This window comes from Microvirga sp. GN3, from assembly GCF_055792825.1.
Window position 1 is genome coordinate 1 of sequence record NZ_JBVVAK010000200.1, and the last position, 11,823, is coordinate 11,823.

8 protein-coding genes and 3 pseudogenes are annotated in these 11,823 nt (G+C 60.9%); 6 read left to right on the forward strand and 5 right to left on the reverse strand.

Annotation, left to right across the window (positions count from 1 at the left end):
- Nucleotides 1-289: 289 nt before the first annotated feature.
- Nucleotides 290-856 (reverse strand): CGNR zinc finger domain-containing protein, encoded by a 567-nt coding sequence (locus ACS5Q1_RS42450; RefSeq protein WP_473103870.1) that lies wholly within the window; start codon nucleotides 854-856, stop codon nucleotides 290-292.
- A gap of 100 nt (nucleotides 857-956) precedes the next feature.
- Between ACS5Q1_RS42450 and ACS5Q1_RS42455 the strand changes: the two genes are divergently transcribed.
- Nucleotides 957-1,910 (forward strand): alpha/beta fold hydrolase, encoded by a 954-nt coding sequence (locus ACS5Q1_RS42455; protein WP_473103871.1) that lies wholly within the window; start codon nucleotides 957-959, stop codon nucleotides 1,908-1,910.
- Between the two features lie 74 nt (nucleotides 1,911-1,984).
- Nucleotides 1,985-2,284 carry a putative quinol monooxygenase gene (locus tag ACS5Q1_RS42460; RefSeq protein WP_473103872.1) on the forward strand — a complete coding sequence of 100 codons (300 nt, stop codon included), beginning with the start codon at nucleotides 1,985-1,987 and terminating at the stop codon, nucleotides 2,282-2,284.
- Nucleotides 2,285-3,010: 726 nt separating this feature from the next.
- On the opposite strand, the gene ACS5Q1_RS42465 is transcribed toward ACS5Q1_RS42460, so the two are convergent.
- From ACS5Q1_RS42465 to ACS5Q1_RS42475, 3 genes and pseudogenes are all read right to left on the reverse strand, one after another.
- A complete protein-coding gene (locus ACS5Q1_RS42465) occupies nucleotides 3,011-3,475 on the reverse strand; it encodes a nuclear transport factor 2 family protein (protein WP_473103877.1) in 465 nt (154 codons plus the stop codon).
- A gap of 11 nt (nucleotides 3,476-3,486) precedes the next feature.
- A pseudogene (locus tag ACS5Q1_RS42470) lies at nucleotides 3,487-4,112 on the reverse strand (pyridoxamine 5'-phosphate oxidase family protein).
- Nucleotides 4,113-4,174: 62 nt separating this feature from the next.
- The gene (locus ACS5Q1_RS42475; protein WP_473103873.1) at nucleotides 4,175-4,720 is read right to left on the reverse strand and encodes a carboxymuconolactone decarboxylase family protein; all 546 of its coding nucleotides are present in this window, start codon (nucleotides 4,718-4,720) and stop codon (nucleotides 4,175-4,177) included.
- 124 nt (nucleotides 4,721-4,844) lie between these two features.
- On the opposite strand from ACS5Q1_RS42475, the gene ACS5Q1_RS42480 reads away from it, so the two are divergent.
- Both ACS5Q1_RS42480 and ACS5Q1_RS42485 read left to right on the forward strand, forming a co-directional pair.
- Nucleotides 4,845-5,768, forward strand: a complete 924-nt coding sequence (locus tag ACS5Q1_RS42480; protein ID WP_473103874.1) for a LysR family transcriptional regulator — start codon at nucleotides 4,845-4,847, stop codon at nucleotides 5,766-5,768.
- A gap of 686 nt (nucleotides 5,769-6,454) precedes the next feature.
- Nucleotides 6,455-7,002, forward strand: a pseudogene (locus tag ACS5Q1_RS42485) (protein-L-isoaspartate(D-aspartate) O-methyltransferase).
- A 196-nt stretch (nucleotides 7,003-7,198) separates the two neighbouring features.
- On the opposite strand, the pseudogene ACS5Q1_RS42490 reads toward ACS5Q1_RS42485, so the two are convergent.
- Nucleotides 7,199-8,178 (reverse strand): annotated as a pseudogene (locus tag ACS5Q1_RS42490) (IS5 family transposase).
- Nucleotides 8,179-8,369: 191 nt separating this feature from the next.
- On the opposite strand from ACS5Q1_RS42490, the gene ACS5Q1_RS42495 reads away from it, so the two are divergent.
- Complete coding sequence (locus tag ACS5Q1_RS42495) at nucleotides 8,370-10,142, forward strand: adenylate/guanylate cyclase domain-containing protein (RefSeq protein ID WP_473103875.1); 1,773 nt, start codon at nucleotides 8,370-8,372, stop codon at nucleotides 10,140-10,142.
- A gap of 194 nt (nucleotides 10,143-10,336) precedes the next feature.
- A complete protein-coding gene (locus tag ACS5Q1_RS42500; RefSeq protein WP_473103876.1) occupies nucleotides 10,337-11,356 on the forward strand; it encodes an amino acid ABC transporter substrate-binding protein in 1,020 nt (339 codons plus the stop codon).
- Nucleotides 11,357-11,823 lie beyond the last annotated feature (467 nt).

Sequence of the window (11,823 nt, forward strand, 5' to 3'; positions counted from 1 at the left end):
AACGCCTGGGCCGTCGGCGCTCCGATCGGACAGTCTGCGCACCGCCGCCCCAGGCTCCGTCTCACCCGACCTGACTGACAGTTTCGCTTTGCGCCTCACGCGACATTTCAACTTGGTTGCCACAGGGCATCTGGCAACCACGTTGAAATCTCTCTGTTCGCGCCCATTCAAAATGTCAGGCAGCCTGGGTGAGACGGAGCGTAGGCGCTGGCGTACAGACGTTCCGGTCGGAGCGACCTCAGGCTTACCGCGACCTGTAAGCGGGTTCAACGTTGCACATCTCATTGATCTACAGCTTGGACCTCGCCCGGCGTCCGGCAGCCTTCTCGCGATTGCCGCAGGTCTCCATGCTGCACCAGCGGCGCTTGCCGTTCTTGCTCGTATCGATGAACATCATCACGCAGCTGGGATGTTCGCAGCGCCGCAGCCGGTTTACGCGCCCCGAAGCGAGCGTCTCTGCAAAGTCCGCGGCCAGTCGGCCCAGCAGCGCATCGGCTAATCGTGCCTTGAATCGCGGCGTTATCTCCCAACCCGATCCACCTTTGACGAGGGTCGACACGACTGGGCTACGAGCAAGCTTTTCATTCACAGCGGCAATGGTCGCCATCGGCGGATTGCGATCGGCAACAAGTGCGTCGGCACCCTCGCGCAACGAGGTGCGGAACTGGCGAGCGTCCTCGAGCCAGACCTCATCCGGCTGAAAGGCGTCTTCTGAGCTGATCAGGCTGGCGGCCTGCGCCCAGCGCACGAAAGCGTCGGGCGTGCTGATCAGATCGTCCCTCCCTCCACCAGGACGCGCCGGTTCGGTGTCGAGAAAATCGACCCAAAGGGCATTGCCGAAAAAGGGGAAATCCACGGCTCCCACAGTAACCTCCAAAATTGTGTTTGACAGGTTACCATGGGCTGCGGTAACCATCAAATATAAGGTTTGATGGTTACCAAAATGGGAGCTGGAAATGACCCTTGCCCGCCGTACCGCCAGCCTCTCGGCTGCCGGCTTCGTGGCCTCAACGCTAATTGCCGCGCCTGCTGACGCTGACCCCGCGCAGGTGCGCTATCGCACCCAAGCCATCGACAACATCGAGATCTTCTACCGCGAGGCTGGTCCACCCAATGCGCCGACCGTGCTGCTTCTCCATGGCTTCCCCACGTCCTCGCACATGTTCCGCGACCTCATTCCTCGACTGGCACAGCGCTATCATGTCGTTGCCCCTGACTATCCGGGCTACGGCTTCAGCAGTGCGCCTTCGCCCACTGCCTTCTCCTACACATTCGATCACTTGGCCGACATCATGAGCCGCTTTACCCAGGCAATCGGGCTCAGACGCTACGCACTCTACATGCAGGACTTTGGGGGGCCCGTCGGTTTTCGTATGGCCATCCAGCACCCCGAGCGCATAAATGCGCTCATTGTCCAGAACGCCAATGCCTATGAGGAGGGGCTGTCGCCGGCCATGGACGCGGCTCGACCGGCCTGGGAACAGCGCACCCCCGAGACCGAGAAGACGCTGCGCGGTTTCCTCACGCTCGACACAACCAAGTTTCAGTACCTGCACGGTGCGCGTGATCCGAGCCGGATTAGCCCGGACGCCTGGTTGCACGCCCAAGCGGGGCTCGACCGTCCAGGCAACGACGAGATCCAGCTCGCGCTCCTCCACGACTACGGATCTAATCCCAAACAGTACCCGCTGTGGCAGGCCTATCTGCGTCAGCATCGGCCGCCCACTCTCATAGTATGGGGCAAACATGATCCGTTCTTCACGGTTGCTGGCGCGCGAGCCTATGAGCGTGATGTGCCGGACAGCGAGATCCACCTGCTTGAGACGGGCCACTTCGCGCTTGAAGAAGATGCCCCGATGATCGCCGGCCTCATGCTCGACTTTCTCGACCGCAAGCTTGTCGCCCGGTGAGAGACGCATCCACCAGCGAACGCCAAGCAAGACAAGACTCACCCTCTCTTAAGCACAAGCAGATGGAGACGTTCATGCATGCTCTTTTTCTAAAGCATAAGGTAAAACCCGGTCGAAGGGACGATGTTGAGGCGATCTGGCGGCGGCATATGCGGCCCGCAATCGCAGCCAACGAAGGGCACGTGTCCTATATTTACAGCTTTGGCTCTGATCCGGACACGGTCGCGGCGTTCCAAGTCTACCGGTCGCGTGCGGCGGCCGAGGCATTTCTGAAGACGGCGGCGTACCAATCCTATCTTGCGGAGTCGCGTGAACTGCTCGAACACGATCTGGAGGTCGTCGAACTCGCGCCACGTTGGATCAAACCGGCCTGACCCTGAGTTGCACGAAGCAGACAGGTCAACCATGCGCTTTGATGTCAGGGCCTTTCCAAGGGCCCGCCCAAGCTGAACGCCAAGGGTTTAGCGCATGGTTCATGCTCGTCTGCATGACACTCGTCAGATCTGTCGCCTCCGTTGCCCAATCCCAAAGGGCAGGAGACTGACGTTCTGACTTGGCCCAGTGCTGGCAATTTGCTTCGCGGCTACAATTTTACCGCGCGGGATGGGCGTTGTGGAACGCGCGACACGCCCTCCTCACGTCATTGGAGCCATGCTCATTCCATACACAGCCTTACCGGAAATGTGACCCGCGTACTTTCGGAGGTGAGGCAGACTGATGGCGAATCTCTGCGAGAAGTTGAGGCAAACTCGAAGATAAAGCTCAATTTTTGCAGCTACTTGGCGGAAGGGCTGCGGCATCCTTGGCCACCTTCTACACCAGTTGATGAGGACGCTCGCATAGGATAGCCACAATTCGGCAATGTGCTTCCTCGATGCGCGCATCGGCCCGCCTCACCCACTGAAACGTGAGACGAGGTTCATCTGCAATTGTACGGAAACTTCGGCAAACTGATCGAAACGAGAGGCCGCCCAAACGGGCGGCCTTTTCTTTTGCGGCTTTATGTAGCTTTGTCCGGCCTCGGTCCCATTGCGGATAGTCGACCTACTCCAGAATGTGCCAGAAAGCGATATTCCTGGCACATCGAGGTCCCGACGTGGTCAGTGACCGAGATCGCTCAGCCCTGGATGATCGTCCGGGCGACGTCCAAGCGGCCAGAAGAACTTGCGATCTGCCGCTGCAATCGGAGCGTCATTGATGCTGGCGACACGACGGCGCATTAGCCCCTGGTCATCGAACTCCCACAGCTCGTTGCCATAGGAGCGGAACCAATGGCCGCTGTCATCGTGCCATTCGTAGCAGAAGCGGACTGCCATTCGGTTTTCACGGAAGCCCCACAGCTCCTTGATGAGCCTATAATCCAGCTCGCGGTCCCATTTGCGCACGAGAAATGCTTCAATGGCAGCGCGCCCCGTCAGAAACTCGGTTCGGTTCCGCCATTCACTGTCAGGCGTGTAGGCGAGCGCCACACGCGCCGGGTCGCGGCTGTTCCAGGCATCCTCGGCAAGCCGTGCCTTTTGCATTGCGGCCTCCAGAGTGAAAGGGGGTACAGGGACACAATCCATAACTTGCATGTCTATTCTCCATCGGCTGCGAGCCGGGCTCGCAACGCGGCGTTCTCCGTTTCCAGATGCGCGATCCGCTCGTGCATGGCGGCGAGACCTTGCTCGATCTCGGTGAGGGTGAGGCGGGGCGTGATGTGCTGCGGACAGTTCCAGTCAAACGCCTCAAGACGGAACACGAGAGCTCGCTCGACCTTCGCCTTGTATTCAGGAAGGGCAAGGGTCGACACCAAGTCCGGCGCATCTGCAAGGCTGACTGCCTGGGCGTGGGCATAGATCTTCAACCGCCGGCGCCCTGCGTAATCCATCAGGAAGAGGGCTGCCCTGTCATTGGCGGCCAAGTTCCCGACCGAGATGTATTGCCGATTGCCACGGAAGTCGGCGCAAGCCAGGGTCCGATCATCCACCATGCGGAGGAACCCAGCCGGTCCGCCACGATGTTGGACATAGGGCCACCCACTCTCCGAGACCGTTGCCATATAGAAACTGTCCCGCTCGGCGATGAAGGCCGCCTCACTTGGGTGAACCGGTCGAATGCACGGTGGCCCGCAAAATCCGACCAGAACTCCAGGCTTTCGTTAGCCTCTTGGGCCACCCTCACGCTTGGAGTGGAAGCAATGTCCAGGAAGTTGTAGGCCATGATGGTGTCCTCCATCGAGCGAGCATCCGGCGGCGCGAAGGCCACCGGATGCAGTCATGCGTTCAAGCCGCCTTGCCGAGCTCGTCCGATGATACGACCGGGAAGTCGATGTCGGTCTGGGCCACGTTGTTGATGAAGTTCGTGAACACGTTCTCCGCGACAACGCCGACGATTTCGACGATCTGCGCGTCCGAATAACCAGCCGCCCGCACGGCTTGCAGATCGGCATCGCTGACGCGGCCACGGACTTCTGTGACCTTCATGGCGAACCGGACGGCAGCGTCAGCCTTCGGGTCGCCCGAGCGCCCCTGACGATTAAGCGTGATCTCCTCCAGGCTGATCTTGGCCACGTTGAGGCCGAGATAGGTGTGGGCAGACAGGCAGTAATCGCACCCGTTCACCTGGGCCACAGCCAGCGCGATCCGCTCGCGCGTCCGGACATCAAGTGTCTTGCTTAGCGCTGCGCTGAGGCTGGTCAGTGCGGCCGGGCTGATCGAGACCAGGCGGAAGAGATTGGGGACGACGCCGAGCTGCTTGTTCACGGCCTCCAGGATGGGGGCGGATGCGGCGGGTGCTTCATCAAGTGTGGGAACGGCAATACGGGCCATGGGAAGAACTCCTGTTGTTGTGTTGAGACCGGTGCTTGTTCCGGTGTGAGAAAGGTAGCTTCTTCCGACGGACCATATAATCTGCCAGTTCTAAGAGAGATTATCTCAATAGTTGGAACAATCCATGGACCGCTTGGAAGCGATGTCGATCCTTGTTGCTGTGGTCGAGGCAGGCAGCTTCACCGGGGCCAGTCGACGTTTGAAGATCCCATTACCGACCATCAGCCGGAAGCTGGCGGAACTGGAGGAGCACATCGGCACGCGCCTTCTGACCCGGTCGACACGCCGGCTGACGTTGACGGACGCAGGGACCTCCTATGTCGAAGCCTGCAAGCGCATTCTCGATGAGATCGGTGAAGCCGAGCGAGCGGCCGCTGGAGAGCACTTGGCTCCCAAGGGCGAACCCGTCGTCACCGCGCCCATTGTGTTCGGCCGCCTCCACGTCGTGCCCGTGGTCAGCGAATTCCTTGCGACCTATCCCGACATCAATGTCAGAATGCTCCTGCCCGATAGGAACGTGCATCTGCTGGAAGACCACGTCGACGTCGCCCTGCGGATCGGCACCTTGCCTGACAGTTCGATGGTCGCCACGCGGGTTGGGACCGTGCGGCAGGTGGTGTGTGGCAGCCCAAGCTACTTCGCCAGCCATGGGGTTCCACAGAAGCCGGGTGAGCTCGCCGAGATGGCCTGTGTCACCTTCGACGTCCTTGGCTCTCCGATGACTTGGACCTTTTCGGGTGGCACCAAGGGTCGGAACCTCTCAGTGGCGGTGCGTTCACGATTGTCCGTCAACACGGCGGAAGCGGCGCTTGCGGCAGCGGCCGCCGGTGTGGGGGTGACGAGGGTGCTGTCGTACCAAGCTGCAAGTGCCGTCCAGGAAGGCTTGCTGCGGGTCGTCCTGGAGGCGTTCGAGCCAGAGCCACTGCCGGTGTATCTCCTGCACGGCACCCAGGGCGCGCTGCCGCTCAAGATGCGCAGCTTCCTGGACTTTGCGGCGCCACGTTTGCGTGGGCGCCTTGCCGCCGAGTCGGGCGGTGGCGGCGCATGAAAGATGGGTCGCGCACTCCCTTCAGCGAATGGGTCTTTCGCTGTGGCTCTAGGCCTAGAGGTCGTGCCGGAATGTCAGCATCGGGTAATTATCGGCTGTTCCGTGACAGCACTTCCAATAAGCTGGGAGTGGGCGGAGAGCAAGCCTTGAACGGCTCAGTCCGTTGTTTCCGCCCTCCGGTTTGGCCTGGCTCGGACGCAAGCGAGCCTCTCCTGTCCTGACGGGTGGCTACCTCTTGGCGACCTGGAGCAAAACGGTTCAAAGGGCAGATGCCGGTAACCCTTTGAAGTTGTTGGTGAGCGCGCTGGGACTCAAACCCAGGACCCTCTGCTTAAAAGTCAGAGGCTCCACAGGAGGACCTCTGGCGCAGCCATAGCGCATGCCATCAGCAACCGGAAGCAGCAGAGCCGGCTGCCTGCAACAGCCGGGATGGCACCAAGGACAAGCCCAACCGCTCTGTGTCGCAGAACACTCTTTGCTTCTGGGATCCTCGACCTGGGCGTACAATCGAATGCTTCGCCGCTCAACTCACCAGCACCAGCGGGAGATCGGCTGACATGAAGCCTATGACTGAGACGCATCTCGCGATCCTGCGCCGGCACATGGCTGAGGTGGTCGCTCTTCAGGCTGACCTGATGAGTGACGAGATCGGCAAGGTCGCACTTGACGAGCGGGTGATGGCGGCCATGCGGCGGGTGCAGCGCCATCTCTTCGTTCCGCCACAGCTTGCCGCCCTCGCCTACCATGACACACCGCTGCCGATCGGCTTCGAGAAGACCATCTCGCAGCCCTTCATCTGCGCTCTCATGACAGATCTGCTGGACCTGCAGCCCAGTGAGACCGTGCTCGAGATCGGCACAGGCCTGGGCTACCAGGCTGCCGTCCTGGCAGAGCTTGTCCGTCAGGTCTGGACTGTTGAAGTGGTCGAGGAGTTTGCCAGCCATGCCGATGCACGCCTGCATCAGCTTGGCTATAGCAATGTCACCGTCCGGGTTGGGGACGGAACGCGCGGCTGGGCCGAGCATGCTCCGTTTGATAAGATCCTGGTCACGGCTGCCGCCGAGCAGCCGCCCGAGACACTGCTGGATCAACTCACGCTGGGGGCCGGATGGTGCTGCCCCTGGGATCGGAGGAGACCCAGCAGCTCACCGTCATCAGCAAACAGGTCGACGGGCCGATCAGCACGCAAGCCATCATTCCGGTGCGGTTTGGTCGGTTAGAGACGGTGGGTTGAGAACCGAACCTCCCGACGCCCCGCTGTCAGCTGACATCTTGGAATGAGAATATCGGGTTTACGGCAGCTTTGGACATCAACAATGAGACAAGCGGACCGTTCGGTTTCTCACTTTAGATGTCAATTCTCATGCGGTGCCCGACCGTGTTGCACGGATCGGCTTATGAACGCACTGAGCCCACCCCATGCGTTTCGTTTAGGCGATGCGGACGGACTGCGGGCGTCCAAGCTCAAGCATGCGGTTCAGCGCCTGAACGGCAATGGCAATTTCGGTCGCGCGGCGGGGTTCCGTCCGCAGCGTAAGCTCGTACCGATCACTCGTTTGAAGCGGCTTTAAGACGCCTCCACTAGGGCTCGTCGAGTGTACCCGGACCGCTTCTGCCAGCCCATGCGTCCATGCTCCGCGATGCTGTGGAGGTGCCGATCGCGCTGGGTCGGAGCGGCCTCCATATCGTCGCTCAGCACTGCCGTTGATCGGGGCGGAACGATCACGTCAGCCTCAGGATAGCGCTTGCCGACGGTGCCTTAGAAATCCGCTTGATCGTAGGCGCCATCGCCGATGAAAGAGGCGAGTGGACCGGTGATCTGGTCGAGCAAGGGCTCGACCTGCGCGCCATTATCGCCATCATGGGGCGTCAGCTCTGAGGCGAGGATCTGCCCGGTTCTGGCATCGACCCCGATGTGCAGCTTGCGCCAGGATCGGCGCTTTCGGGAACCGTGCTTCGCAAGCAGCCACTCGCCGACTCCGCACAGCTGCAGCCCGGTGCTGTCGACCAACAGGCGCACCGGTCCGGTGCGTGAGATTGGTCTTGGCACCTCGAGGGTCTCGGCGCGACGGCTGAGAGTGGAATGATCCGGCACTGCCAGATTGAGCCCGAGGAGCCTCAGGATCGAGCCAATCGGTCCCTCAGTTTGGCGCAGAGCCAGCCGAAACACCGCCCGGAGCATCAGGGCTGTCTTGATCGCGAGAGCCGAATAATGGGGCTGACCACCGCGTGTGGTGCGGGGCTCGGCCCGCCGGGCGGCAATTGCCTCCTCAGAGAACCAGACCGTGAGGCTGCCCCGTTGACGCAAGGCTGCATCGTACTCCGCCCAGTTCGTCACCCAGTGCCGCTGCTTGGGGGTACGATGACGGCGAGTGGCATTGGACTTGAACGGCGTGGTGGAATCCGGGATCAGGAAGGGCTCAGCCCTCCTAGGCCATCCAGCCTCGGCCGCCAAATCGCCCATCCGTGCAACAAAGCCGCCCTGAGATACCTCCGCCTGTCCCACAGAAGCTGGCCTTTCGAGCTTAGCTCGTTGATCGCTTTTCCTGGACGAAGCCGCCGTAAAGACGCACCATCAGATCTCCCACGGGGACTACGGACATGAGCGGCTCTGGCAAGCCAAAGGTCCAGCGACGTCTGGCAGCCGTTCTTGCGGCTGACGTGGTGGGCTTCTCCACGCTCATGGGCGAGGATGAAGAAGGAACCCTCGCTCAGGTTAAGAGCCTGCGCCGGGAGATCATCGAGCCCAGGGCCGTCGAGCATCACGGGCGGATTGTGAAGACCACCGGTGATGGCTTTCTGGTTGAATTCAGCAGTCCAACCGAGTCTGTCCAATGCGCCGTCGAGATGCAGGAGGTCCTTGCATCAAGAGCCGCAGACAATTCAGCTCATCCGCTTCAGCTTCGGATCGGGATCAATCTTGGGGAGATCATCTTCGAAGAGGACGGAGATATCTATGGCGATGGAGTGAACATTGCGGCCCGCCTGGAGCAACTGGCTCAGCCAGGAGCCATCTGCATTTCGGCCAAGGTGTATGAGGAGGTCAGGGACAAGCTGCCCTACAGCTTCCAGGATCAGGGCGAGCAGCCGGTCAAGAACATCACTAAGCCGCTTCGGGTCTACAGCCTGTTTGACAACGGCGTCGCAGCACCGCAAGCACGCCTGCCGGCACGCCTGCCGGTGCCAGACCGGCCGTCCATAGCGGTTCTCCCATTTGATTTTATGAGCGAGAGCCACGACGGCGAGTTTCTGGCCGATGGGCTTTCGGAGGACATCATTGCGGCCCTGTCGCGGATCCGCTCCTTCTTCGTCATCGCCCGCAACTCGACCTTCTCCTACAAGGGACGGGCCGTGAACGTGCAGCAGGTGAGCCGGGAGCTCGGCGTCCGCTATGTTCTCGAGGGCAGCGTCCGGCGCAGCCGGGACAAGGTGCGCATCATAGCCCGGCTCGTCGACGCGACCACCGGAGCACACCTCTGGGCGGACCGCTACGATGGCACCATTGAAGACATTTTCGACCTTCAGGATCGGATCACGACCAGTGTCGTGGGCGCGATCCAGCCCTCAATCCGGGCCGCCGAGATTGAGCGGGCGCGCCGCAAGCGGCCGGACAGCCTCAACGCGTACGATTTGGTCATGCAGGCCCTGCCCTATGTCTGGTCCCTGGATGCCACTTCCAATCAGGTTGCCTCCCGGTTGCTCGATGAGGCGCTGAAGCTGGATCCGATCTATCCTCTGGCCCTGTCCCTTGCGTCCTGGTGTAGCGGGCAGCGTGTCATCTACAACTGGTCAACGGATCCTGAGAGCGATAGACGTGATGCGTTGGAGAAAGCGCAGTTAGCCGCAGGTTTGGCATCCGACGATCCATTTGTTCTGACTGTCCTCGGGGCCGCTCACACGATCACCCGCGAGTTTCAGACCGCGCTTTACTTGCTCGAAAAAGCGTTGGTTCTTGACCCGAACTCCGCCTGGGCCTGGAACCGCAGCGGCTGGCTGCGCACGTTCCGCGATGACCCAGAAACCGGGATCGCTCACTTCGAGAGGGCGATCCGCCTGAGTCCATTTGATCCCATGATCTTCAACTCCTATGCCGGGATCGGGGATGCTCACTTCGTCGCTGGCCGCTATGCGGAGGCGATCACGTGGCTCGAGAAGGCCCGTCTGGCTCATCCCAAAGCGGCTTGGATCAACCGATTTCTCGCTGCATCGTACGCATTGGACGGCCGACGGCAGGAGGCCGAGGCCTGCGTCCAACGGCTTCTCACAACGTACCCAGGTCTGACGGTGTCAGCCGTGAGAGCCGCTCCTCCGTTCAGCCAAGAGGTCATCGCTCGCCTATGTGAGGGGCTCCAACAGGCTGGTCTCCCGGAATGAAGTTGATGATCTTACTGGCCGTCATGGCAAGTGTGGATCTCATCGGACTTCATGCTGATGCGACCCGCCAGAAGGTCAGCCGATGCCGCTCAGCTTCAGCGGGTTACACCTCTCGCTCGACATCGGAAAGAACAGCCTCCACCTGATCGGCCGAAATGCATGGCATAATCTGTAGGGCTGGAGATGATGGTGTGATGGGAACGGCTCTCGTGTCGATTGCCTTTGGCCTGACAGCTAGCCTGCTTGCCACGAGCGCCTCGGCCCAGGCGACACTCAACAGCGTGAAGCAGAAGGGCTTCCTGACCTGCGGCTCGAACACGGGTCTGGCCGGGTTCAGCGTGGCGGACGCTCAGGGCAACTGGACCGGCCTCGACGTCGATCTCTGCCGCGCCATCGCGGCCGCCATCTTCGACGACCCGACCAAAGTTCGCTTCATCCCGCTTGCCGCCAAGGACCGCTTCACCGCGCTCCAGTCTGGCGAAGTGGACGTGCTGGTCCGGACGACAACCGCGACCATGTCGCGTGACACGCAGCTCGGCCTCGACTTCCCGGCCATCAACTATTTCGACGGCCAGGGCTTCATGGTCCGCAAGAAGCTCGGCGTTGCCTCCGCCAAGGAGCTGAACGGCGCCTCGATCTGCACCCAGCAGGGCACCACGACCGAGCTCAACCTCGCCGACTACTTCCGTGCCAACAACATGAAGTACGAAGTGGTGGCCCTCTCAAACTCCGACGAGGTCTTCGTAGCATACGAGGCAGGTCGCTGTGATGCCCTCACGAACGACATGTCTGGCCTTTATTCCGTTCGCCAGAAGGCTTCCGCTCCGGACGATCAGGTCATTCTGCCGGACGTCATTTCGAAGGAGCCGCTGGGTCCCGCGGTGCGCCATGGCGACAATCAGTGGGGCGATATCATCCGCTGGACCCACAATGCCATGCTCGATGCCGAGGAGCTCGGCGTCACCAAGGTGAATGTCGAGCAGATGAAGACCTCCGACAATCCGGAGATCAAGCGTCTTCTCGGCACCGAGGGCAAGTTCGGGGAGGCCATCGGCCTGACCAACGACTGGGCCGTCCGCATCGTCAAGCACGTGGGCAATTACGGCGAGAGCTTCGAGCGCAACGTCGGCGAGGGTTCTCCGCTCAAGATCAAGCGCGGCCAGAACGCGCTCTGGACCAAGGGCGGCCTGCAATACGGCATCCCGGTGCGGTAACGTGCCAGGAGGCCTTTCCAGCAGGGCATTACCGTTGCGGGACCTGAGGAGAAGCGGATGCCCGCGTGGGCTTCAGGTTCCGGTTATCTGGCTGAAGGTCAGGAACGGGTCTTGGTTGTGTAAAAACGCTGACGGGTCACTCGTTGAACAATTTTGTGTCGTGTAGGCCTAGGCAGGCCGGAGATTTCTCGGTGCAGCCGCATGAAATTATACAAATAGTTTACCGAGATTGGGCCTGTTTGAGTTTTGAAGCAGCCAGGGTCATGCACTGCCCTTAAGCGCGACTGTGCAAACGTCCGCTCACGCCGCCAACACGGAAGTTCAGACAATGTCCGCCTCGTGCCAAAGGACTAAACCGCTACCGCGGTAGGATATGCCGGCTCTGTCGGTGTCTGGAACGATCATAGAGGTCACGTCGGGTCGTGTCCGGCCTGAGAATGGAGAGGTTTCCTCCACCCTCAGGACAG

Bases quoted from the DNA above. Each gene is read 5' to 3' on its own strand.
- ACS5Q1_RS42455 (WP_473103871.1), top strand. From the start codon at position 957: ATGACCCTTGCCCGCCGTACCGCCAGCCTCTCGGCTGCCGGCTTCGTG.
- ACS5Q1_RS42460 (WP_473103872.1), top strand. From the start codon at position 1,985: ATGCATGCTCTTTTTCTAAAGCATAAGGTAAAACCCGGTCGAAGGGAC.
- ACS5Q1_RS42465 (WP_473103877.1), bottom strand. From the start codon at position 3,475: ATGGATTGTGTCCCTGTACCCCCTTTCACTCTGGAGGCCGCAATGCAA.
- ACS5Q1_RS42475 (WP_473103873.1), bottom strand. From the start codon at position 4,720: ATGGCCCGTATTGCCGTTCCCACACTTGATGAAGCACCCGCCGCATCC.
- ACS5Q1_RS42480 (WP_473103874.1), top strand. From the start codon at position 4,845: ATGGACCGCTTGGAAGCGATGTCGATCCTTGTTGCTGTGGTCGAGGCA.
- ACS5Q1_RS42495 (WP_473103875.1), top strand. From the start codon at position 8,370: ATGAGCGGCTCTGGCAAGCCAAAGGTCCAGCGACGTCTGGCAGCCGTT.
- ACS5Q1_RS42500 (WP_473103876.1), top strand. From the start codon at position 10,337: ATGGGAACGGCTCTCGTGTCGATTGCCTTTGGCCTGACAGCTAGCCTG.